The organism is Streptomyces akebiae (assembly GCF_019599145.1).
In the GTDB taxonomy this organism is placed as follows: domain Bacteria; phylum Actinomycetota; class Actinomycetes; order Streptomycetales; family Streptomycetaceae; genus Streptomyces; species Streptomyces akebiae.
Genome location: NZ_CP080647.1, coordinates 5,701,679 through 5,725,064 on the forward strand (window position 1 = coordinate 5,701,679; position 23,386 = coordinate 5,725,064).

The 23,386-nt window shown below is 71.9% G+C and carries 19 protein-coding genes; 12 read left to right on the top strand and 7 right to left on the bottom strand.

Annotation, left to right across the window (positions count from 1 at the left end; translation table 11 throughout):
- Nucleotides 1-6: 6 nt before the first annotated feature.
- The 5 genes from K1J60_RS24640 to K1J60_RS24660 all read left to right on the top strand — a co-directional run bounded on the left by K1J60_RS24640 (nucleotide 7) and on the right by K1J60_RS24660 (nucleotide 6,100).
- Nucleotides 7-1,860, top strand: coding sequence for an acetyl/propionyl/methylcrotonyl-CoA carboxylase subunit alpha (locus K1J60_RS24640; protein WP_220648079.1), 1,854 nt, complete (start codon nucleotides 7-9; stop codon nucleotides 1,858-1,860).
- 84 nt (nucleotides 1,861-1,944) lie between these two features.
- Nucleotides 1,945-3,108, top strand: coding sequence for an acyl-CoA dehydrogenase family protein (locus K1J60_RS24645; protein ID WP_220648080.1), 1,164 nt, complete (start codon nucleotides 1,945-1,947; stop codon nucleotides 3,106-3,108).
- A gap of 75 nt (nucleotides 3,109-3,183) precedes the next feature.
- Complete coding sequence (locus tag K1J60_RS24650; protein WP_220648081.1) at nucleotides 3,184-4,752, top strand: 4-coumarate--CoA ligase family protein; 1,569 nt, start codon at nucleotides 3,184-3,186, stop codon at nucleotides 4,750-4,752.
- Nucleotides 4,749-5,495, top strand: coding sequence for an enoyl-CoA hydratase family protein (locus tag K1J60_RS24655; RefSeq protein WP_220648082.1), 747 nt, complete (start codon nucleotides 4,749-4,751; stop codon nucleotides 5,493-5,495). Before K1J60_RS24650 ends, K1J60_RS24655 begins: the two co-directional genes overlap by 4 nt.
- Entirely contained in the window at nucleotides 5,483-6,100 is a 618-nt protein-coding gene (locus K1J60_RS24660; RefSeq protein ID WP_220648083.1) for a TetR/AcrR family transcriptional regulator, read from the top strand. Before K1J60_RS24655 ends, K1J60_RS24660 begins: the two co-directional genes overlap by 13 nt.
- An 83-nt stretch (nucleotides 6,101-6,183) precedes the next feature.
- Here K1J60_RS24660 and pdxH read toward each other — a convergent pair whose 3' ends face one another.
- Nucleotides 6,184-6,813, bottom strand: coding sequence for a pyridoxamine 5'-phosphate oxidase (gene pdxH, locus K1J60_RS24665; protein WP_220648084.1), 630 nt, complete (start codon nucleotides 6,811-6,813; stop codon nucleotides 6,184-6,186).
- 155 nt (nucleotides 6,814-6,968) lie between these two features.
- Between pdxH and K1J60_RS24670 the strand changes: the two genes are divergently transcribed.
- Complete coding sequence (locus tag K1J60_RS24670) at nucleotides 6,969-8,069, top strand: citrate synthase 2 (RefSeq protein ID WP_220648085.1); 1,101 nt, start codon at nucleotides 6,969-6,971, stop codon at nucleotides 8,067-8,069.
- A 37-nt stretch (nucleotides 8,070-8,106) separates the two neighbouring features.
- On the opposite strand, the gene K1J60_RS24675 is transcribed toward K1J60_RS24670, so the two are convergent.
- The 4 genes from K1J60_RS24675 to K1J60_RS24690 form a co-directional block, all read right to left on the bottom strand.
- Nucleotides 8,107-9,135, bottom strand: coding sequence for an isopenicillin N synthase family dioxygenase (locus tag K1J60_RS24675; RefSeq protein ID WP_220648086.1), 1,029 nt, complete (start codon nucleotides 9,133-9,135; stop codon nucleotides 8,107-8,109).
- 444 nt (nucleotides 9,136-9,579) lie between these two features.
- Nucleotides 9,580-10,221 (bottom strand): maltokinase N-terminal cap-like domain-containing protein, encoded by a 642-nt coding sequence (locus K1J60_RS24680; protein WP_220648087.1) that lies wholly within the window; start codon nucleotides 10,219-10,221, stop codon nucleotides 9,580-9,582.
- Between the two features lie 70 nt (nucleotides 10,222-10,291).
- A complete protein-coding gene (locus tag K1J60_RS24685; protein WP_220648088.1) occupies nucleotides 10,292-11,782 on the bottom strand; it encodes a PAS domain-containing protein in 1,491 nt (496 codons plus the stop codon).
- Between the two features lie 189 nt (nucleotides 11,783-11,971).
- Complete coding sequence (locus tag K1J60_RS24690; protein WP_220648089.1) at nucleotides 11,972-12,733, bottom strand: SIS domain-containing protein; 762 nt, start codon at nucleotides 12,731-12,733, stop codon at nucleotides 11,972-11,974.
- Between the two features lie 298 nt (nucleotides 12,734-13,031).
- Between K1J60_RS24690 and K1J60_RS24695 the strand changes: the two genes are divergently transcribed.
- A complete protein-coding gene (locus tag K1J60_RS24695; RefSeq protein WP_033525889.1) occupies nucleotides 13,032-13,724 on the top strand; it encodes a metal-dependent transcriptional regulator in 693 nt (230 codons plus the stop codon).
- 921 nt (nucleotides 13,725-14,645) lie between these two features.
- Nucleotides 14,646-15,527: an alpha/beta fold hydrolase gene (locus K1J60_RS24700; RefSeq protein ID WP_220648090.1), complete on the top strand. Its 882-nt coding sequence runs from the start codon at nucleotides 14,646-14,648 to the stop codon at nucleotides 15,525-15,527.
- A 249-nt stretch (nucleotides 15,528-15,776) separates the two neighbouring features.
- Here the strand turns inward: K1J60_RS24700 and K1J60_RS24705 are convergent, their stop codons facing one another.
- Nucleotides 15,777-16,436, bottom strand: coding sequence for a bifunctional DNA primase/polymerase (locus K1J60_RS24705; RefSeq protein WP_398683293.1), 660 nt, complete (start codon nucleotides 16,434-16,436; stop codon nucleotides 15,777-15,779).
- Between the two features lie 328 nt (nucleotides 16,437-16,764).
- On the opposite strand from K1J60_RS24705, the gene K1J60_RS24710 reads away from it, so the two are divergent.
- Nucleotides 16,765-18,147, top strand: a complete 1,383-nt coding sequence (locus K1J60_RS24710; protein WP_220648091.1) for a transcriptional regulator — start codon at nucleotides 16,765-16,767, stop codon at nucleotides 18,145-18,147.
- 184 nt (nucleotides 18,148-18,331) lie between these two features.
- Entirely contained in the window at nucleotides 18,332-20,176 is a 1,845-nt protein-coding gene (locus tag K1J60_RS24715) for a hypothetical protein (RefSeq protein ID WP_220648092.1), read from the top strand.
- Nucleotides 20,177-20,245: 69 nt separating this feature from the next.
- Here the strand turns inward: K1J60_RS24715 and K1J60_RS24720 are convergent, their stop codons facing one another.
- Nucleotides 20,246-21,550 carry an ABC transporter substrate-binding protein gene (locus K1J60_RS24720; protein WP_220648093.1) on the bottom strand — a complete coding sequence of 435 codons (1,305 nt, stop codon included), beginning with the start codon at nucleotides 21,548-21,550 and terminating at the stop codon, nucleotides 20,246-20,248.
- 128 nt (nucleotides 21,551-21,678) lie between these two features.
- On the opposite strand from K1J60_RS24720, the gene K1J60_RS24725 reads away from it, so the two are divergent.
- Both K1J60_RS24725 and purU read left to right on the top strand, forming a co-directional pair.
- Entirely contained in the window at nucleotides 21,679-22,179 is a 501-nt protein-coding gene (locus K1J60_RS24725; RefSeq protein WP_220648094.1) for an SCO4402 family protein, read from the top strand.
- A gap of 90 nt (nucleotides 22,180-22,269) precedes the next feature.
- Entirely contained in the window at nucleotides 22,270-23,151 is an 882-nt protein-coding gene (gene purU, locus K1J60_RS24730) for a formyltetrahydrofolate deformylase (protein WP_033525882.1), read from the top strand.
- Nucleotides 23,152-23,386: the final 235 nt, after the last annotated feature.

Consider the following 23,386-nt stretch of genomic DNA (forward strand, 5'->3'; position numbering starts at 1 on the left):
GAACCAGTGATCACCTCTGTGCTCGTGGCCAACCGGGGCGAGATAGCCTGCCGGATCTTCCGCACCTGCGCCGAGCTGGGCATCCGCACCGTCGCCGTGCACTCCGACACCGACGACAACGCCCGCCACGCGCGCGTGGCCGACGCGGCGGTACGGCTGCCGGGCGCGGCCCCCGCGGACACCTATCTGCGCGGCGACCTCATCGTGAAGGCGGCCCTCGCCGCCGGCGCCGACGCCGTCCACCCCGGCTACGGCTTCCTCTCCGAGAACCCGGACTTCGCCCGAGCCGTCCAGGACGCGGGCCTCGTCTGGATCGGCCCGCCCCCCGAGGCGATCGAGGCCATGGCCTCCAAGACCCGCGCCAAGGAACTCATGGGCCTGGCACCCCTGGGCGAGGTCACCGAGGACGACCTGCCGGTCCTGGTGAAGGCGGCGGCGGGCGGCGGCGGACGCGGCATGCGCGTCGTACGCCGCCTCGACGACCTGGACAGCGCCCTGGAGAGCGCCCGTGCCGAGGCCGCGAGCGCCTTCGGCGACGGCGAGGTCTTCGTCGAGCCGTACCTGGAGAACGGCCGCCACGTCGAGGTCCAGATCCTCGCCGACACCCACGGCACCGTCTGGCCCCTCGGCACCCGCGACTGCTCCCTGCAGCGCCGCCACCAGAAGGTCGTCGAGGAGGCACCGGCCCCCGGCCTGTCCGACGCGCTCACCGAGGAACTCCACACGCTGGCCGTCCGCGCCGCCCGAGCCGTCGACTACGCCGGCGCGGGCACCGTCGAGTTCCTGGTCTCCGCGGGCAAGGCCCACTTCCTGGAGATGAACACCCGTCTCCAGGTCGAACACCCGGTGACCGAAGCCGTCTTCGGCCTCGACCTGGTCGCCGAACAGATCCGCGTCGCCGAGGGCCACGCCCTGCCCGCCGCACCGCCGAGCGCGCGGGGCCACGCGATCGAGGCGCGCCTGTACGCCGAGGATCCGGCCCGCGAGTGGGCCCCGCAGACGGGCACCCTGCACCGGCTGGCCGTCCCCGAGGGCGTCCGCCTGGACACCGGCTACGAGGACGGCGACACGATCGGCGTCCACTACGACCCCATGCTCGCCAAGGTGATCGCCCACGCCCCCACCCGGGCGGAGGCGATCCGCAGACTGGCGGGCGCCCTGGAACGGGCGACCCTCCACGGCCCGACCACGAACCGGGCGCTGCTGGTGAACTCCCTGCGCCACCCGGAGTTCACCTCGGCCCGCATGGACACCGGCTTCTACGACCGCCACCTCACCGACCTCACCACCCCGGCCCCCGACCCGTACGCCCCGCTGGCCGCCGCCCTGGCCGACGCCCACGACGGCCCCCGCTCCCGCTTCGGCGGCTGGCGCAACGTGCCCTCCCAGCCCCAGGTCAAGCGGTACGCGAGGGCGGGGGAGGAGCACGAGGTCCGCTACCGGCACACCAGGAACGGCATGGAGGCGGACGGGGTCCGTGTCGTCCACGCCGACGCCCGTCGCGTCGTCCTCGAAGTGGACGGTGTCCGGCGGAAGTTCGAGGTGACACGGCACGGCGACCGCGTCCACGTCAACGCCACGACCCTCACCGCCCTCCCCCGCTTCCCGGACCCGACCGCCCCACAGGCCCCCGGCTCCCTCCTGGCCCCCATGCCGGGCACGGTCGTCCGCGTGGCGGAGGGCCTGAAGCCGGGCTCAACCGTGGAAGCGGGCCAACCCCTCCTGTGGCTGGAGGCGATGAAGATGGAACACAGGATCACGGCCCCGGTGACGGGCACGCTGACGGCCCTGCACGCGACACCGGGACAGCAGGTGGACATGGGCGCCCTGCTGGCCGTGGTCGAGGAGCAGCCCACCTGAAGGGGCGCGAGGAACTGCGCGACGAACCCCCACGAACCCGCACCCTCCACGCAACGACTGGACCCTCCCCCTTAGGAGCCCTCGATGTCCCCGGTCCTCGAATCCGAAGAACACAAGGCCCTACGAGCCGCGGTCTCCGCCCTGGGCAACCGCTACGGCCGCGACTACATGGCCACGATCAACAAAGAGGGCCGCCACCCCGACGAACTCTGGTCCGAGGCCGCCAAACTCGGCTACCTGGGCGTCAACCTGCCCGAGGAGTACGAGGGCGGAGGCGGCGGCATAGCGGAACTCTCCATCGTGCTCGAAGAGCTGGGCGCCGCAGGCTGCCCCCTGCTCATGATGATCGTGTCACCCGCCATCTGCGGCACCGTCATCGCCCGCTTCGGCACCGAGGCCCAGCGGCGGACCTGGCTGCCCGCGCTGGCGAACGGCACCCGCCTCATGGCCTTCGGCATCACCGAACCCGACGCCGGCTCCAACAGCCACCGCATCACCACCACGGCCCGCCGCGACGAAACCGGGGACTGGCTCCTGACCGGCCGCAAGGTCTTCATCTCCGGCGTCGACAGAGCGGACGCCGTCCTGATCGTCGGCCGCACCGAGGACGCCCGCACCGGCACCCTCAAGCCCTGCCTCTTCATCGTCCCCACGGACACCCCCGGCTTCGAGTACCGCCCGATCGACATGGAACTCCGGGCCGCCGAAAAGCAGTTCGAGCTGACCTTCGACGACATCCGGCTCCCCGCCGACGCCCTGGTCGGCGACGAGAACGCCGGTCTCCTCCAGCTCTTCGCCGGCCTCAACCCCGAGCGGATCATGACGGCCGCCTTCGCCATCGGCATGGCCAGGTACGCCCTCGGCAAAGCCGTCGAGTACGCCCGCGACCGCACCGTGTGGGGGCAGCCCATCGGCGCCCACCAGGCGATCGCCCACCCCCTCGCCCAGTCCCACATCGAACTCGAACTGGCCCGTCTGATGATGCAGAAGGCGGCCCACCTCTACGACGCCGGTGACGACGCGGCGGCCGGCGAGGCGGCCAACATGGCCAAGTACGCGGCGGGAGAGGCGTGCGTGCGGGCCGTCGACCAGGCCGTGCACACCCTCGGCGGCAACGGCCTCACGGCCGAGTTCGGCCTGGCCTCGCTGATAACGGCCGCGCGCGTGTCTCGTATCGCGCCGGTGAGCCGGGAGATGATTCTCAACTACGTCTCCCACCAGACCCTGGGCCTGCCGAAGTCGTACTGAGCCGCCCGCGTCGCCGGAGAGCGGCAGCGGGAGCCTGAGCGTGGCCGCAGGAGTCGGAGCGCACGAGGAGGAACCATGTTCCGCAGCGAGTACGCAGACGTCCCACCCCTCGAACTCCCCATCCACGACGCCGTCCTGGGCCGGGCCGCCGAGTTCGGCGACCTGCCCGCGCTGATCGACGGCGTCGACGGCACGACCCTCACCTACGAACAGCTGGACCGCTTCCACCGGCGGCTCGCGGCCGCGTTCGCCGAGGCGGGCGTCCGCAAGGGCGACGTCCTCGCCCTGCACAGCCCCAACACGATCGCCTACCCGACGGCGTTCTACGCGGCCACCCGCGCGGGCGCCACCGTCACCACCGTGCACCCGCTGGCCACCCCCGGCGAACTGGCCAAACAGCTCCATGACTCCGGAGCGAGCTGGATCGTCACGGTCTCACCGCTCCTGGAGACCGCCCGCGCCGCCGCCGAACGCGTCGGCGGCGTACGGGAGATCTTCGTCTGCGACAGCGCCCCCGGTCACCGCTCGCTGATCGACATGCTCGCCTCCGCCGCGCCCGAACCGGCCGTCGACATCGACCCGGTCACGGACATCGCGGCCCTCCCGTACTCCTCCGGCACGACCGGCGTCCCCAAGGGCGTCATGCTCACCCACCGGTCCATCGCCACCAACCTCGCCCAGCTCGAACCGGTCATGCCGGCCGGCCCCGGCGACCGCGTCCTCGCCGTGCTCCCGTTCTTCCACATCTACGGCCTGACCGCCCTGATGAACGCCCCGCTGCGGCTCGGCGCCACGGTCGTCGTCCTGCCCCGCTTCGATATGGAGAGCTACCTCGCGGCGATCGCCGAACACCGCATCACCCACCTCTACGTGGCCCCGCCGATCGTCCTCGCCCTCGCCAAACACCCGGCCGCCGAACGCTACGACCTCTCCACGGTCCGGCACGTCCTCTCCGCCGCCGCGCCCCTGGACGCGCGGCTCGCCGCCGCCTGCTCCGCCCGCCTCTCCCTGCCGCCCGTCGTCCAGGGCTACGGCATGACCGAACTCTCCCCCTGCTCCCACCTGGTCCCCCTCACCCAGGCCGCCACCGCACCCCCCGGCACCGTCGGCAAACTCATCGCCGGCACCGAGATGCGGATCGTCTCCCTCGACGACCCCGGCAAGGAGGTCGGCGTCGGCGAACGCGGCGAGATCGTCATCCGGGGCCCCCAGGTCATGAAGGGCTACCTGGGCCGCCCCCAGGCCACCGCCGACATGATCGACGCCGACGGCTGGCTCGCCACCGGCGACATCGGGCACGTCGACGCCGACGGCTGGCTGTTCGTCGTCGACCGCGTCAAGGAACTCATCAAGTACAAGGGCTTCCAGGTCGCACCCGCCGAACTCGAAGCCCTCCTCGTCACCCACCCCGGCATCGCCGACGCCGCCGTCATCGGCCACTACGACGACGACGGCAACGAGGTCCCGCACGCCTTCGTCGTCCGCCGGCCCACCGCGCACGACCTCTCCGAAGGCGAGGTGATGATGTACGTCGCCGAACGCGTCGCCCCCTACAAACGCGTCCGCCACGTCACCTTCATCGCCGACGTGCCCCGCGCGGCCTCCGGGAAGATCCTCCGCCGCGAACTCAGGGAACGACTGTGACCGACACCGCACCGTCCGTGCACCGCGCCCACCACAGGGGCATCACCACCCTCACGCTCGACTCCCCGGCCAACCGCAACGCGCTCTCCGCGACGCTCGTGCGGGACCTGTCGGACGCGCTCACCCGGTGCGGTGAGGACGACGACGTACGCGCCGTCGTCCTCACCCACACCGGGAACACGTTCTGCGCGGGCGCCGACCTGCGTGACCCGCCCGACCCGAAAGCCATCGTCGCGCTGCTCCGCCACATCCTCGACCTGCCCAGACCGGTCGTCGCCCGCGTCACCGGCCAGGTCCGCGCGGGCGGTCTCGGCCTGCTCGGCGCCTGCGACATCGCCGCCGCCGGCCCGGACGCCGGTTTCGCCCTCACCGAGGTACGCATCGGGGTCGCCCCCGCCGTCATCTCCCTCACCCTCCGCCCCCGCACCGACCCCCGCGCCCTCGCCCGCTACTACCTCACCGGCGAGAGGTTCGGCGCCGCCGAAGCCGCCCGCATCGGGGTGCTCACCATGGCCGGCGCCGATGTCGACGACCTGCTCGAACCCGTCCTCGACGGCCTGCGCCGCGCTTCACCGAGGGCCCTGGCGGAGACGAAACGCCTGCTCACGGCTAAGGTGCTGGAGAACTTCGACCGGGACGCGAGTGAGCTGACCAGCCTCTCGTCCCGGCTGTTCGCCTCCGCCGACGCCCGCGAGGGCGTGACGGCGTTCCTCGAAGGACGGGACCCGGGATGGGTGTTGTGAGCATGACGGAAACAAGCCCGGTCGTGGATCGCGGCCCCAAGCAGGACCGCAGCCGCGTCACCCGTCAGCGCCTGCTGGAAGCCGCCGTCGCCTGCCTCGCCGAACACGGCTGGGCCGGCTCCACCGTCTCCGTCGTCGCCGAACGCGCCGGCGTCTCCCGGGGCGCCGCCCAACACCACTTCCGCACCCGCGAGGACCTGTTCACCGCCGCCGTCGAGTACGTCGCCGAAGAGCGCTCCCTCGCCCTGCGCGCCCTCTTCCCCGAGGGCACCGCCGACCGCCGGGCCGTCGTCGCCGCCGTCGTCGACCTCTTCACCGGCCCCCTCTTCCGCGCCGCCCTCCACCTCTGGGTCGCCGCCTCCAACGAGGAGCAGCTCCGCTCCCGCGTCACCGAACTCGAAGCCCGCGTCGGCCGCGAGACCCACCGCATCGCCGTCGACCTCCTCCGCGCCGACGAGACCGTCCCCGGCGTCCGCGAAACCGTCCAGGGCCTCCTCGACATGGCCCGCGGCCTCGGCCTCGCCAACCTCCTCACCGACGACACCGGCCGCCGCGACAAGGTGGTGGCCCAGTGGGCGGCCCTGCTCGACGAGAAACTGGGCTGAGACCCTCGGCACCCGAACCGCCCGGCCCGCGTCACGGCCCGAGCCGCTCCACCCGCGTCACGGACTGAGCCGCTCCACCCGCGTCACGGACTGAGGCGCTCCACCCGCCACGACCCGTCCGGCTCCGCCACGTACCGCAGCCGGTCGTGCAGCCGGTTCCACCGCCCCTGCCAGAACTCCACGCTCTGCGGCACCACCCGGAAACCACCCCAGTTCGGCGGCACCGGCACCTGCTCCCCCTCCGGATAGCGCGCGTGCAACTCCTCGTACGCGGCGTCCAGTTCGGCCCGCGAGGAGATCACCGAGGACTGCGCGCTGGCCCACGCACCCAACTGCGAACCGTGCGGCCGGGTCCGGAAGTACGCCGCCGTCTCGTCCCGCCCGGTCCGCCGCGCCGTACCCGTCACGATCACCTGCCGGGCCAGCGCGTGCCAGGGGAAGAGCAGCGAGACGTACGGGTTCTCCGCCAGGTCCCGGGCCTTGCGGGAGTCGTAGTTCGTGTAGAAGACGAAGCCCTCTGCGTCGTACGCCTTCATCAGCACCGTACGAGAAGTGGGGCGCCCCGCGGCGTCGGCCGTCGACACCACCATCGCGTTCGGCTCGAACACCGCCCCCTCCTGCGCGGCCTGGAGGAACCACCGCCCGAACTGCTCCATGGGGTCGGCGGCCAGCTCGCTCTCGTCGAGCCCGTCGGCGCGGTACTGCTTGCGCATGAGAGCAGGGTCGTGATCGTTCACATGGTCATCCTGCCGTATGAACGGCCGACCGGAGAGGGAGTGGCACTGAGTGCCGCGGACTCTCCCCAAACGTGGCACTCAGGCGTATGGTGCTGGAACCGCCTGTCGCACACATCAAGAGGAGCCGCCTGATGTCCGACTTCGTACCCGGACTCGAAGGAGTCGTCGCGTTCGAGACGGAGATCGCCGAACCGGACAAGGAAGGCGGCGCCCTCCGCTACCGGGGCGTCGACATCGAGGACCTGGTCGGCCACGTCTCCTTCGGCAACGTCTGGGGCCTCCTCGTCGACGGCGCCTTCCGCCCCGGCCTCCCGCCCGCCGAGCCGTTCCCCATCCCCGTCCACTCCGGTGACATCCGCGTCGACGTGCAGTCCGCGCTCGCCATGCTGGCCCCGGTCTGGGGCCTCAAACCGCTCCTGGACATCGACGAGGAGCAGGCCCGCGCCGACCTCGCCCGCGCCGCCGTCATGGCCCTCTCCTACGTGGCCCAGTCCGCCCGCGGCCAGGGCCTGCCCATGGTCCCGCAGCGCGAGATCGACAAGGCCCAGTCCGTCGTCGAACGCTTCATGATCCGCTGGCGCGGCGAGCCCGACCCCAAGCACGTGGCGGCCGTCGACGCGTACTGGACCAGCGCCGCCGAACACGGCATGAACGCCTCCACCTTCACCGCACGGGTCATCGCCTCCACCGGCGCCGACGTGGCCGCCGCCCTCTCCGGCGCCGTCGGCGCCATGTCGGGCCCCCTCCACGGCGGCGCCCCCTCCCGCGTCCTCGGCATGATCGAGGAGATCGAACGCACCGGCGACGCCGACGCCTACGTCAAGCAGGCCCTCGACAAGGGCGAACGCCTCATGGGCTTCGGCCACCGCGTCTACCGCGCCGAGGACCCCCGCGCACGCGTCCTGCGCCGCACCGCCCGCGACCTCGGCGCCCCCCGCTTCGAGGTCGCCGAAGCCCTGGAGAAGGCCGCCCTGGCCGAACTCCACGCCCGCCGCCCCGACCGTGTCCTCGCCACGAACGTCGAGTTCTGGGCGGCCATCGTCCTGGACTTCGCCGAGGTCCCGGCCCATATGTTCACGTCCATGTTCACCTGCGCCCGCACGGCCGGCTGGTCGGCGCACATCCTCGAACAGAAGCGCACGGGACGCCTGGTGCGCCCCTCCGCCCGCTACGTGGGACCGGGCACACGCAGCCCGCAGGAGATCGAGGGGTACGCGGACATCGCCCGGTAGCCGGTCGTACCGGTCGTACCGGTGGTCCCCCGCCGCGTCACGCGGGGCTCAGCAGCCCCGCGTGATGCCGCTCGGCGACCAGCGGATGCGCCCGCAGCTTCCCCTTTAGCTCGTTGAACCCGTACTCGGCGAAGAGCGGATTCCCCGGATCGTCGGTCACCCCGGGCGCGGTGGAGGCGTACGGGAAGACCAGCGGCTCGACCCGGGCGTCGAGCCGCGGGTTGTAGAAGAAGGGCACGGAGAACCGCTCGGTGGCCCCGGGCGGGCTCACGACCCGGTGGTTCGTGGCGAGCAGATACCCGTTCGTCGCCACCTCCAGCAACTCCCCGAGGTTCACCACGAACGCCCCCGGAATCGGCGGCACGTCATGGAACACCCCGTCCGCCCGCTCCACCTGGAGCCCGCCGACCCGGTCCTGCAGCAACAAGGTCAGGAACCCGTAGTCCTTGTGGGCCCCCACTCCCTGGTCGGCCCCGTCCCCCGCACTGCCGGGATACCGCACGAGCTTCAGATGCGGATGGGCCCGCTCCCCGAAGACCGGGTCGTAGAAACCGGCGGGCGCCCCGATGGAGACCAGCAGCTCCCGCAGCAGCCGCTGCGCCACGGCACTGAGCCGGTCGATCCACGCGAGCGCGGCGGTCCGCAGCTCCGGCAGGGAGGCGGGCCACTGGTTGGGGCCCTGGAGCCACCAGTACGCGGGCTCCCCGGGACCGGGAGCACGGGCGGCACGCTCGGCGCCGATGTCCAACTGATCCCGCCAGTCCCGACTGCCGCCCGTCCGCTCGTCCCCGGTCCGGGTATAGCCCCGGAAATGCGGCGAGTTGACGTTGTCGAGGGCGAGCCGCTCGGCCTCCGGCAGCGCGAAGAACGCCCGCATGGCGGCGTCGAGCCGCCCGATCTCCTCCTCCCCGACCCCGTGCCCGACGAGCTGGAAGAAGCCCACGTCATGCGCGGCACTGTGCAACTGCGCGTGCAGCAGCGCCCGCGCCTCGGGCCCGCGATCGGCGGCGGAGAGATCGATGATGGGCAGCTGGAGATACGACGATGATGTCGCTGAGTACGTCATGGCATGCGTCCGAGAGTGAGAAGAGAGGGCTGGGGCCGGGTCCGGGGTTCAGACGGAGGCCCGACAGCCCATGCTCGTGACGCGCACGAAGTCCACGTGCCGGCGTCGAACGAGCATCGGAAGCATGGTGAAAGCATACTGCGCCCTACGAAACGCAGACGACCCGCAGGCTCTGGGTCCCTCCGGCCCCTAAGGACCGAAGAAGCCGGCCGGACGTACCGGCGAGCCTGCGGGTCGGGTGACTGCTTGAGATTGGGCCGGCTGCGCGTTCCTCACGCGCTGGTCCGGCACCGCACTGTGTGTGGTGCAGGGCCGCTAGCCCGCAGCCACCTCACGCGTCCGGTTGCAATACATCTGCCGAACCACCTCCTCTCTCGTGTACCGCACACCTTAGGAAGCGCTCCGGGGACGCTCAAGTGATTTTCCGAGGGGATTGCCGAGGAATTACCGCAGTACGGCGAGGACCCCGCGGGCTCGGGTGCCTTCCGGCAGGGTCCAATGGCCTGTGACCTGGCCTTTCGCTCCGGGCGTGAGGTCGAGCGCGTCGGGGTGGAGGACTCGGATCAGCTGGAGGACGGTGGTGCCGGGGGCGAGGGGCAGCTCGGTGGCTTCGGCGGTGTCGGTGGCCGACGAGGCGGTCGTGAGCAGGGGGCCGTCGCCGTCGTAGGCGTGGGTGATCTCGTGGTCCGGGGTGTCGGTGAGGCTCTGGGCCTGGGGTTCGGCCCTGCCTTCGAAGAGGGCCAGGAGCTGGGCGACCAGGACCGGGTCGTGGGCGCCGTCGTAGACCCAGCGGGTGCCCAGGACGCCGTGTTCCGTGGTGCCGACGAGGGCGTGTTCCGCGCCGGGGAGTGGGGCGCCCCGGTAGGTGAGGGGGGCCAGGTAGTGGACCGGGGCCGCGCCGGAGGTGTCGGTGGCGACCATGAACTCGATGCCGACCTCGCCCTCCGGGTCGTCGAGTCGGAAGCCGCCTGCCTTGGCCAGTTCCGGAGCGGCCGGACCGCCGGCGTACCAGGGGCGGGTCGGCAGCCAGGCGGCCAGCAGTTCGAGCTTGGTGGGCGTGAGCGTGGTGCGGTAAATGATCGCCATGCGGCGATTCTGCGCCGCACGGCCGGGTGGCCGCGAGGTGTTTCCCGCGCGGCCGCGCCCGCCTGTGTGCCTACTCCGACGACCTCTCCAGCGCCTCCAGGTCCAGGGCCGCGGCGATGTGTATGGCGACGTCCTCCGCGTACACGGCGTCCGAACGTTCGAAGGGCGTGCGGCCGGCGCCGCGGAGGAAGGTGACGACGCCGAGGGTGCGGCCGCGGCTGCGGAGGACCGCGCAGAGGGCGTGCACGGTCTCCGGGGGCCACTGGCGCCCGGTGGCCCACTCGCGAGCGGTCTCCGGCGCGGCCGTACCGGCGCTGGCGCGGACCGAGCCGGCGCGCTCCACGCACTGCAGGGCCGGGTGGCCGGGGCCGTAGCGGACGGGGATGCCGGCGTGGCCGGCGAGATGGCTGGGGCCGGGCCGGCCGGAGGGCGTGGCGGCGGCGCGGACGAGCCGGGCGGGCCCTTCGCCGTCGGCCATGGAGCCTCCGGCCACGCGGTCGATGAGGGCGTGGTCGGCGAAGCCGGCGAGGGCGAAGTCGAGGTGGACGGTGGCGGCCTCGCCGGGATCCTCGCACTCGGCGGCGGCGCGTGCGGCCCGGTGGAGCTGGTTGACGCGGAAGCGGAGCTGTGCGGCCTCCTGCTCGGTCTGTTTGGCCTCGGTGATGTCCTGGAAGAGCCAGCCGACGCCGAGCGGCACCGGTTCCTCGGCGAGGGGGGAGGCGAGGCGGAGGAACCCGCTGCGCCAGCACCGGCGTTTCTCGCCGTCGGGGGTGCGCACGCCCACCCAGATCTCGGCGGGCGCGGGCGGGGCGCCCTCGGCGAGGACGTGGGTGAGGGCGCTCTCCAGTTCCTCGGCGCCCTGGGCGAGCAGTTCGCCGATGGGGCGTCCGAGGACCGCCGTACGGCCGATGCCGAGGGCGCGGGCGGCGTGGGCGTTGACGACGGCGGGGCGCAGGTCGGCGTCGACGAGGACGACGCCCCAGGAGGCGTCCTCGAAGAGGGCCTCGCTGAGGGCGATGGACCGTTCGAGGTCGATCTGCGTGTGGACCTCGCTGAAGGCGCAGTACAGGCCGACGGGCTTGCCGTCGGGTCCGCGCACGGCGGCGGACTGGGTGCGGACGAGGACGCGGCCGCCGTCCTTGGTGACCAGGGCGAACTCGTGCACCTGTCGGCCGCTGGCGTGCATGGCGGCCATCAGCCGCCCCTCGACCTCCTCGGCGTCGGCGGTCCGCACCGCCCACCCGGCGAATCCGCGGCGGCCCACCGCCTCCTCGGCGCTCCAGCCCAGGATGCGTTCGGCCTCGCGGTTCCAGTGGGTGACGACGCCGTCGGCGTCGAAGGCGCACAGGGCCGCGTCCATCCCGTCGAGGAGGGCGGCGAGGAGGTCCGAGCCACCGGAGTCCGCGGAATCCGTGGAGCCCTCGGTGCCTTCGGTGTCCTCGGTGTTCACCGTGCCCTCGATGTCCTCGGTGTCCTCGGTGTCCTCGTTCGTCGGACCGTCCCGCTCGGGCTTGTCGGGCCCGAGTTCGTCGGTGGCCCCACTACGCCGGGAAGCACTCACCTGAACCCCCTGCAGGCTGCGTTGCGTCCGCATGTACGGCTGGTACGGCGCGTCGGTTCGCTCACTCGCCATCATTCAACTCGAACGTGACCCAGCCCACATCTGCTTCGCGCAAGATTTGGACGAAATCGTTGTACGCCGGATTTCCTCCTCACCCTTCTCAGCGTTCCCACGAACCCGGGGGAGCAGTCAGCGGAGATAGAAGATCCGATCTCCGTACTCCCGCATGACCCGGTCGTTCCAGTCGAGCCCGCCGTCGACGTTGCCGGAGCGCAGCAGGGGCGGTTCGACGCCCCGGTCCGCGAGGGAGGCGGCGGCGGTGGCCATGACGGACTGCAGGATCGCCGAGGTGACGACGGTGGAGGCCGGGGCGAAGGGGGCGGGGATGGTGTCGAGGGTGAGTTCGGCGTCGCCGACCGCGATCTTCGAGTCGAGGACGAGGTCGCAGTGGTCCTTGAGGAAGGTGCCGGAGGAGTGGCGGGAGGTGGTCTCGGTGGCGTACGCGACCGAGGTGACGCCGATGACCTTCACGCCCAGCTCGCGGGCGTGCGAGGCCATCTCGACGGGCAGCGCGTTGCGGCCGGAGAGCGAGATCACCACGAGCAGGTCCCCGGCCCGCAGCGGGCTGCTGTCGAGCACGGCGGTCGCGAGCCCGTCGACCCGCTCCAGCGCCGATCCGAGGGTCGCGGGCATCACGTCCACGCCCACGGCGCCGGGGACCGCCAGCAGGTTCATCAGCGCGAGTCCGCCGGCCCGGTAGACGAGGTCCTGGGCGGCGAGCGACGAGTGGCCGGCGCCGAACGCGAACAGGCGCCCGCCGGCGACGACCGTGTCCGCGATCAGCTCCCCGGCCGCGGTGATCCTCTCTCCCTCGTCGTCCCGCAGGCGTTCCAGCAGCCCGATCGCCGCGTCGAGGAACCGCCCACCCGCCGTGCCGCCGTCCAGCCCCATGCGTCGATCCTTCCGTCGTGTTCTCCGTGTCCTCCGTGACGCCGGTCACGTTAGTGGTCTGGACCAGTGGGGTGTCAATATGCTGCGCCCGTCGTCCGCGGGTCGGCGGGGCGTCCCGGAAAATGGGGCGCTGGGTCACAAACCGGCCACCTGACCGGAGTCATACCGCCGTCGTTTCCCCGCCGCCACCCGGTTGTCAGTCGGATGCGTAAGAATTGAGTCCAGGGCCAGCGCAGCAAGCCGCAGCAAGCCGGTGTGGCCGTCGAAGCCTCCGGCTGAATCTCATCGAGGGGCACGTATGTCCGGACTGATCGATACGACGGAGATGTATCTCCGCACCATCCTCGAGCTGGAGGAGGAAGGTGTGGTCCCCATGCGCGCCCGGATCGCCGAGCGGCTCGACCAGAGCGGCCCCACGGTGAGCCAGACGGTCGCGCGCATGGAGCGCGACGGCCTGGTGTCCGTCGCCGCGGACCGCCACCTGGAGCTCACCGAGGAGGGTCGTCGGCTGGCGACGCGCGTGATGCGCAAGCACCGCCTCGCGGAGTGTCTGCTCGTCGACGTGATCGGTCTGGAGTGGGAGCAGGTGCACGCGGAGGCGTGTCGCTGGGAGCACGTAATGAGCGAGGCGGTCGAGCGCCGCGTCCTGGAGCTGCTGCGCCACCCCACCGAGTCGCCGTACGGCAACCCGATCCCGGGCCTGGAGGAGCTGGGCGAGAAGGACGGCGCGGACCCCTTCCTCGACGAGGGCATGGTGTCGCTGGCCGACCTCGACCCCGGGACGGAGGGCAAGACCGTCGTCGTGCGCCGGATCGGCGAGCCCATCCAGACGGACGCCCAGCTGATGTACACGCTGCGCCGCGCGGGCGTCCAGCCCGGCTCCGTGGTGAGTGTGACGGAGGCGGCCGGCGGTGTCCTCGTGGGCAGCGGCGGCGAGGCGGCGGAGCTGGAAGCGGACGTCGCGTCACACGTGTTCGTCGCCAAGCGTTGACCCGCCCGGCCTGATCCCGGCCCGCCCTCGGGCCGGCACCGGCACCACAATCACGCCCACCCATCCATCCGTCCACCGATCGACCCATCCACCGATCGACCCATCCATCCATCCATCCGCCCGTCCACGCGGCCGCACCCTCTGCCGGCCGCTGTCCGGCCGTCTCGGCGGATGTCCGTATCCCCCGTCAACTCCCGATGCGGGAGGGGGAGTTGTGGTGTATCGGGGGCGTATCCGGGAACCCGTCGAATCCGAGATTCACTGCGCCGAATCGCAGCGCTCGGGCGGTTCGCGTGCGAGGCTTGCGCGTGAGGCATATGACCTGAGGGGCTCTTGGCCGCCCGAGACGAGGATCTCCGGTGGTGAGGGAGGGGGCGGGGCGGATGTGCCGTGGACGTGAGGAGGGCCCCGGCGCCGTGCGGCGCCGGGGCCTGTCCTCCCCTGTGCTGACCCGGAGCCCCGAGCTCCCAGGGTCATCCCCCTCGGACCGTTTTCCCCGAGCGGTCCGCCTCCCGTTGAAGATCTCCCCTCGGCGGCGGCGGGCAATCCTTGAGGGAGGTCACTCGAATGAGGGGTGTTGCCGCCAAGAGCGGCATCTTCGAATGTGTATTCGATAACGTGTGCGGCGTGTCGCTGTGTGACCCGCGCCATGACTGATCCGCGCGCCCCACACGTAACGTGTCAACCGATATGCACGCTGTAACACAAGTGCTCGTCGTCCGAGCGGCGCGCACGGCCACGACAGCAGCTGGAGCAACGGCGAGGCGACGGCGAGAGCCAGGGCGGAAGCGACAGCGGATGCACTACGGAAGCAGCAGCACGACAGCGGTACGACAGCAGTTGGGACGAGTGGACCGGCCGGCTCGAAGCGGGAGCGAGAGGCGGGAGCGAGCGGTCCGGGCGGGAGTCTGGGGGGTGCCAATGGTGCGGCGCATCGACGTGACGGGAGCGGGCGGCGTGAATCTCGCCGCCTGGGAGTTCGGCGACCCGCCCAAGTCCGGTGAGAACGAGCCCCGGCCAGGGGTGCTGTTATTGCACGGCCTCATGGGCCGCGCCTCGCACTGGGCACCCACCGCCCGCTGGCTTTCCGAACGCCGCCGTGCCGTGGCGCTCGACCAGCGTGGACACGGCCAGAGCGAGAAGCCCGAGCAGGCCGCGTACACCCGTGAGGCCTACGTCGACGACGCCGAGGCCGCCGTCGAACAGTTGGGCCTCGCCCCGGTCGTCCTCATCGGCCATGCCATGGGTGCGCTGACCGCCTGGCAACTGGCCGCCCGCCGCCCCGACCTGGTGAGTGGACTGATCATCTGCGACATGCGGGCCTCGGCCCTCGGCGCCGCCTCGCAGCGCGAGTGGGAGAACTGGTTCAAGGCCTGGCCGCTGCCGTTCGCCACGCTCGCCGACGTCCGCAAGTGGTTCGGCGAGGACGACCCCTGGGTGGAGCGTCCCAGCCCGTCCCGGGGTGAGTTCTACGCCGAGGTCATGCACGAGGGGCCCGACGGCTGGCGGCCGGTGTTCGAACCCGAGCAGATGCTGACGACCCGTGAGACCTGGGTGTACGACGCGCACTGGGAGGAGCTGACCCAGGTGCGCTGCCCGGCCCTCGTCGTCCGCGGTCTCGACGGGGAACTGGGGCGCGCCGAGTCCCAGGAGATGGTCCGGGTGCTGCCCCACGGCCAGTACGCGGAGGTCGCCGACGCGGGACACCTGGTGCACTACGACCAACCGGACGCCTGGCGCTCCGCGATCGAGCCGTTCCTGGACGGGCTCGATGGGGTGGACGGGGCGAACGCGGCCGACTGAGGTGCGCGTCGGGGCTCGGGGGGTTCGGTGCGTCGGAGGGTGCCGGTGCGGGGGCTTTTCGCGCAGGTCCCCGCGCCCCTGAAAAGCAGGGGCTGCGTTCAGGTGTGCGGGAACCGCGTGAGCGACCACGAACACCCGCAGTCGCGAAACCGACCCGCAGCCCCCGCCGGAGCGTGACCGACGCCCGTCCCGGAGCACGGGAGCACGGAGCCCGGAGCGTGACCGACGCCCGTCCCGGTGCCCGGAGCGCTATCGACGCCCGTCCCGCCCGCACGCGTAGGCGAGCGGTGAGATCAGTTCCTCCGCGTCCGGCAGCCATCGGTTCGCCGGAGTGGGCCGCCGGGCCCACTGCACGGCGCCCCGCGATCCGTAGCGCGTCGGCGGAGCGGCCACGAACTCGCCCTCACCCAGTGCCCTGAGGTCGAGCGCGAGCGGCGACCAGCCCAACTTCCGTACGAGGTCGGGGACTTTGACCGACGCGCCCGGGAGCACGAAGAACTGCATGCGGCGGTCCGGTGTCCAGGTCACCGGCCCGAGCGTCAGCTCCATGCGTTCCATACGGGCCAGCGCCAGCAGACCGGCGGTCTCGGGAACGTCGATCGTGTCGAACGTACGGCCTGTCGGCAGCAGGATCGACGCGGTCGGCTGCTTCGACCAGAGGCGGCGTGCGACGGTCGCACTGCCTGTCGCCTGGGTCGCCCAGTCCTCGCGCGCCGGGTGCGCGCCGGGGGTGGCGCACGCTGCGTTGCCGCAGGAGCAGTGCTGCACCCCGTCGACGGCTTCCAGCCATGTACCGGGGAACACGTCCCAATGGCGCTCTTCGGCGTATCGAACGGCGGTGTCCAGCAGCGATTCGCCACGCTGCTTCGGGATTTGGGCAGCTTCAGGGCCCGCGATGGTCTCTTCCACGATGAACACAACTCTAGCGGTCATCAGGGGTTACGGATGTCACATGCGCGGGGGAGAGCATCGTCAACGGGGCCGGGGCGCATGGGTGCATGCCCGGGGGCGCGCGGGAGGGATCACGGAGTGAGCCGGGTAGCCACGTGTGGGGTACAGCATCCGTGTTTACCCCGGCAATTCTGGCATGTCTCGCATCTTCGGTATGTCGGCGGGGCATTGATCTTCGAGGCCGGATCTTTTCGATACGTGGGTACACGTATGCGACAGGAGGCGGTCACTGAAGAGACGTCAACTCGGTGCGTGGGCAAGGCACCACAGCCACAGGGGGTACGCCATGGCCGCAAGGCCGCTCGTCGCCAGGCAGCCGAACGAACGACTGCAGGCGCTCATCCAGGAAGCGGGCTGTTCCAACGCGGGGCTGGCCCGGCGCGTGAACATGTGCGGCGCGGAGCACGGACTCGACCTGCGCTACGACAAGACGTCCGTCGCGCGCTGGCTGCGCGGACAGCAGCCGCGGGGCCGGGCGCCCGCGATCATCGCCGAGGCCCTGGGCCGCAAGCTGGGCCGTACGGTCACCATCGACGAGATCGGCATGGCCAACGGCAAGAACCTGGCGTCCGGTGTCGGTCTGCAGTTCTCGCCGACGGTGCTGGGGGCCATCGAGCAGGTCTGTGAGCTGTGGCGCAGCGACGTGGGGCGGCGGGACTTCCTCTCCGGGTCGTCCGTGGCCGCCTCCGCCCTCGTCGAGCCCAGCCGTGACTGGCTGATCTCGGCGCCGGACTCCCAGGTGGCCCGCTCGGCGGGACCCCGGGTGGGGCTCGCCGACGTGGCGGCCGTGCGCGCGATGACCCAGGCGCTGGTGGACCTCGACCACCAGTACGGCAGCGGGCACGTCCGGCCGGTCGTCGTGCACTACCTCAACAGCGTCGTGTCGGGGCTGCTGGCCGGCTCCTACCGGGAAGCCGTGGGGCGGGAGTTGTTCGCGGCGGTCGCCCGACTGACCGAACTCGCCGGGTACATGGCCGTCGACACCGGTCAGCCCGGACTCGCCCAGCGGTACTACATCCAGGCGCTCCGTCTCGCCCAGGCCGCAGGCGACCGAGCGTACGGCGGCTATGTCCTCGCCGCGTCCATGAGCCATCTCGCGGCCCAGCTCGGAAACCCGCGGGAGATCGCGCAGTTGGCGCGCGCGGCGCAGGAAGGGGCGCGGGGGCGGGCGACTCCGCGCGCGGAGTCGATGTTCCACGCGGCGGAGGCGCGCGGGCACGCGCTGATGGGCGACGCGCGCGGCGCACAGACGGCCGCGGGGCGGGCCGTCGAGGCGCTGGAGGCGGCGGATCCGTCGTCCGGGGACGACCCGGTGTGGATCAAGCACTTCGACGAGGCCTATCTGGCCGACGAGTTGGCGCACTGCCACCGCGATCTGGGGCAGGCGGAGGCGGCCGCCCGGCGGGCCGAGGAGTCGTTGGCCAAGCATCCGCGGTCGCGGGCGCGGCGGCGGGCGATCGGGTACGTGCTGCTCGCCACGGCACAGGTGCAGCAGCGGGAGGTCGAGCAGGCCTGCCACACCGGGTTGAAGGCGGTGGAGTTGCTGGGGTCACTGCGGTCGAATCGGGGGGCCGAGTACCTGGAGGACCTCCAGCAGCGGTTGGAGCCGTTCCGGGAGGAGGCGGTGGTGAGGGAGTTCGGGGCGCGCATGGACCTTCAGGCGGCGTAGAGCGCTCCGGGTGGGGTACTCGGGTCGTTCGCGCCGCTACGGGCGGGTGTGGCTGATCGCGCGGCTCCCCGCGCCCCTGAGAGGGCTCCGCCCCTCGTCGGGGCGCGGGTGGTGCGTGGGGTGTCGTCCGGACCCGGTAGCGTGAGTCGACGATTCCGCAAGTCCCCCATTCGTAGGAGTCTCGGTGACGCAGAGTGGACAGGGCGAGGAGCCCTCGGCGCGGACCGCGCGCGAAGGCATCGTGCTGCCCTCGGACGGTGGGGCGCCGCTCCACCCGAGCGATCTGCCGCCGGCCCCGCTGCCGCCGGCCCCGGCCCAGCCGTGGGACCAGCAGCGGCCGTGGGGCTCCGAGGAGACCGCGGCGCCGCCCGCCCAGCCGCAGGCCGACCACTGGAACAGCGCGCCCTCCGCGCCGGAATGGGGAGCCCACGGGGCGCGGGACGCGTACGGCACGGTGGGTGCGCAGGCCGGTTACGGCGCGCAGGGGGCGTACGGCACCCAGGATGACGCGGTCGGTCAGGCGTACGGCACTCAAGGCGACGCGGCCGGTCAGGCATACGGGGCCCAGAGCGGCGCGGCAGGTCAGGCCTACGGCACCACTCAGGGGGACCCGGCCGGGCAGGCCTACGGCACCCATGGCGGAATGCCGTTGCCCCCCGAGGGGGCGCCTGGGGCGGCGTACGGGGGCGCGGGGTACGGCGGGGCAGGTGCGCCGTTGCCGCCGGTCGCGGGAGAGCTGGCCGTACCGTCCGCCGGTGCGTCGCCGCAATCGCCGCAGAGCGCGCCGATGCCGCCCGTGGACGAGGGAGCCACCCAGTACATCCCGTACGTGCCGGCGGCCGGGCCCATGCCGGGGGACGAGGCGGCGACGCAGTTCATACCGCCGGTGGTCACGGAGGCGCCCGCCGCCGAGGCCGCCACGCAGTTCCTGCCGCCGGTGGGGCCGGGCGCGCTGCCGCCGGCGGCGTCGGGCGACGCGACGACATATCTGGGACGGGTGCCGGACAACGGCGCCGGACCCCTCCCGCCGGCCGCGAACCCCGTGCGGCCGGTCCCCGGCGCGTCCGCCGGGAATCCCGACGAGGCGGCGACGCAGTACATACCGCCGGTGGCCGCGCAGGGGCAGCAGCGGCCCCCGTACGGTGCGCCGGGGCCGCAGCCGGGACAGCAGCAGCCGGACGTGTTCGACAGCCTCTTCCGGAACGAACCGGGGGCCGGTGGCGCCGCCGGGTCCACCCAGCAGATGCCGAAGATCGACCACGGTCATGCCCCGCAGCCGCCGCGGGGCCCGGGCGGGCCCGGCGGTCATGGCAGCCACGGCGGACCCGGTGGCCACGGAGGCCACGGTGGGCATGCCGGGCGCGCTTCCGGGAGACGGGAGAGCGGGGGCGGCGGGGGCGGTCGTACGAGATCGCGGGTGCCGTTGATCGCGCTCGTCGGCGTGGGGATCGCGGTGCTCGGGATCGGGGCGGGCGCGCTGATGGCCGGGTCGGGGGACGACTCGTCGCCGAGCGACAACAAGCCCGTGTCGGCGAGCGGGGCGCCCGAGGAGTCGGCGTCCGCGTCGGCGGACCCGGCGCGCGAGCAGGCGGTCGCGCTCGACAAGCTGCTGGCCGACAGCGGCGACAGCCGGAGCAGCGTGATCAAGGCGGTCGCCGACATCAAGACGTGCTCCAACCTGGGCCAGGCCGCCACCGATCTGCGGGACGCGGCGAAGCAGCGCAACGACCTGGTCACCCGGCTCGGCGCGCTGTCCGTCGACCAGCTGCCGAACCACGAGGCCCTGACCACCTCGCTGACCAAGGCCTGGAAGGCCTCGGCCTCCGCGGACAACCACTACGCGGCGTGGGCGGACCAGACCGCCGGGAAGAAGGGCTGCAAGAAGGGTCAGGCCCGCACCACCGGCCAGACCCAGGCCGGCAACCAGGCCAGCGCCACCGCCAGCGCCGAGAAGACCAAGGCCGCGGAACTCTGGAACGAGATCGCCAAGACCTACACCCTGACCGAACGCCAGGCGGTCCAGCTGTAGGGACGGCGGTGCCCGGTCCGGGGCCGAGCCGCCGCGCACCCCGGGCGGGGCCGTCACGTGCGGCGTCGGTCAGTTCTCCGCCTCCACCAGCGTCTTCTCCACGTTCACGAAGTTCCTTCGGGCCGCGACCAGTTGGCCCTTGCGGACGATCTGGAAGGTGACTTCGGGGTTGATGAGGCGGGGGAAGCCGGCAGAGGCTATGAGGTCCTCGAAGCGCCAGCTGAGAGGTGGGGTCAGGCCGCCGGTGGTGACCTTCAGTCCGTCGTCGAGGACACGCCGGATCGCCTGGGAGGTCACCTCTCCGTCGCCGATCTTCTCGAGGGCGGCCGTCAGCACGGTGTACGCGATCCACGTGGTCTGCACGCCCGGGTCCGCGGGGTCGATCCGGTTGTCGCCGAACGCGTGCTCCCGGATCACCTCCTTCATCCGGTCCCACCGCTTGTCGCTCTCCACCGGGTACCAGCCGGTGACGTACGCCCCCTCGTACGGCCCTGACCTCCCCCCGGTCGCGTCGATCACCGTCTGGTCGACGCTGCCCAGCACCGTCCCCGTACGGACGTCCGGGAAGTCCGCGCGGTCCCGGCGGAAGGAGTCCATGAAGGTGAAGGTGCGGTCGCCCAGGGCGGGGACCACGCACCCCTCCGTGCCCGGCTCCGTGCTGGCCCGCCGCAGCGCCTCCCGGGCGTGCCCGCCGTACTCGGTGGCGTCCTCGGCGGCCAGTTGGTCCTCCGACCCGTCGTGGCCCCCGGAACGCAGCCCCGAGTCCAGCAGCAGCGGCAGCTGGTCGCCGGCTATCGAGTCGGGGCGGACGAGGGCGACCGGGCCGCAGTCCTCGGCGAGCTGTTCGCCGAGGCCGGCCATGAGGGAGGCCTGGCCGCCGTTGACCGGGTACGACAGCGCGCTGGCGAACTCGTCGTCGGTGACGCCGTAGCCGCCGATGTACGGGATGCCCGCCGACTCCAGCGGGGCGAGGAAGGAACGGCCGTGCTGACTGTAGGAGCCGACGACCGCGACGACGTCCTCGTCGGCGGCACGGCGGGCGCACTTCGCGGCCGTCACGGTCTCGTTGTGGTCGTTGCAGGTCAGGATTCGCAGCTCGCGGCCGTTGATGCCGCCGCCCGCGTTGACCCAGCGGGCGTACGCCTTGGCCATCGCGGGCATGCCCGGCTTGTTGGTGGCGGCCGTCTTCTCCGGGGCCCAGGTCATGACGGTGACGGGGCCGTCCCCGGTACTCCCCGTGGTACCGGGGAGGACCCCGCACGCGGCGACGAGTGAGGCACACGCCGTCAGCGTGGTGGCTCTGACCAGGCGTTTGGTGAGTCCTGTGGGATGGCCTGGGGGCTGATGGGTCCGTCGTGCCTGGAAGCCAGTCATGGCTCCGCACGATTCCGCCACATCACCAACCCGGGCGTGACAGATGGTCAACGCGGGGTGACCGGGAGGTGAATTGCGAGGAGCTACGATCGTATTTTCGAGTGGTTTCTGAGAGGAATGCGCGATCGATGACCGTCCAAGGTCCGGAGACCCCTTCCCGTCGTGGGCGTCGCTCATTCACCATGGGCGGCATGCCACTGAACGACATGCCGTGGTGGCGCTGGCGCAGCAATGTGCGCTCCGCGCTGCACATGCTCTCCGACCCCGCGTTCCAGCAGAACGTCTGGCTGGCCGGTGTCGACGGGTACGGGGACGTCACCGACGCCGTGTACCGCCTGGTCGAGGACACCTGGCTGGACAACTGGTCCGCCGAGAAGTACGTCGGCACGATCTTCCGTGACGCCCAGGAGGCGGCCCTCGTCGACACGGCCGTGCTGCGCGTGCTGCGGATCATGCACCAGGTCGGCCCGGACGCACCCGTCTCCGCGTACCTCGACCACGACGCCTGGCCCGAGGCCGTCCGCGCCGCCCGTGAGGCGCACGTACGCCTCTCGGCGAGCGACGGGGAGGACCCGGACACCCCGCCGCGCACGCTCGAAGTGCTGCGGATCATGACCAGGGCGGCGTAGGGAAGCCCGCCGGGCGGTGGCGCGGGGGCCCGCGGTCCGGTCTTCGGGACGATTGCCGACATGGGTACGCCATATGGGACCCTGTCGGGCATGAACGAGCAGTCCACCCGAGCCGCGGCACCCGCCGACCAGTACGTCCTCACCCTCGCCTGCCCCGACAAGCCGGGCATCGTGCACGCCGTGTCGAGCTACCTCTTCATGACCGGCGGGAACATCGAGGACAGTCAGCAGTTCGGTGACCACGACACGGGTCTGTTCTTCATGCGCGTCCACTTCTCGGCGGACGCACCGGTGAACGTGGACAAGCTGCGGGCCAGCTTCGCGGCGATCGGTGACTCCTTCCAGATGGACTGGCAGATCAACCGGGCCGACGAGAAGATGCGCATCGTCCTGATGGTCAGCAAGTTCGGGCACTGCCTGAACGACCTGCTCTTCCGGGCGAGCACGGGCGCGCTGCCGGTGGAGGTCGCGGCCGTGGTCTCCAACCACACCGACTTCGCCGAGCTGGTGGGGTCGTACGACATCCCCTTCCACCACATCCCGGTCACCAAGGACACCAAGGCGGACGCGGAGGCGCGGCTGCTGCAGATCGTGCGCGAGGAGAAGGTCGAGCTGGTCGTGCTGGCCCGCTACATGCAGGTCCTCTCCGACGACCTCTGCAAGCAGCTCAGCGGGCGCATCATCAACATCCACCACTCCTTCCTGCCGAGCTTCAAGGGCGCGAAGCCGTACCACCAGGCGCACACGCGCGGTGTGAAGCTGATCGGCGCGACGGCGCACTATGTCACCGCCGACCTCGACGAGGGGCCGATCATCGAGCAGGAGGTCGAGCGGGTGGGCCATGGGGTGACGCCCGAGGGGCTCGTCGCGGTCGGGCGCGACGTGGAGTGCCAGGCGCTGGCACGGGCGGTCAAGTGGCACGCCGAGCGGCGCATCCTGATGAACGGGCGCCGGACGGTCGTCTTCGCCTAGCCAGGCCCTGTCGGCACTGTCTCACCGCCGGCCAGGTCGACGCGGCGGGGCTCTGTCCGCCCGGCGCGGAGGACGACGAGGCCCTGGAGGCTCTGGAGGCCCTGCAAAGGGCGCGGGGCCTGTACGTAGGACTGGTGGAGTACTTCGGCGCGGCGGCCCGCGACGGTCACGCGGTGCTGGTCCGGCAACTCCGACCCGCGAGCGCTGTCCCCGCCGCGTGCCCGGCGCACGCCCA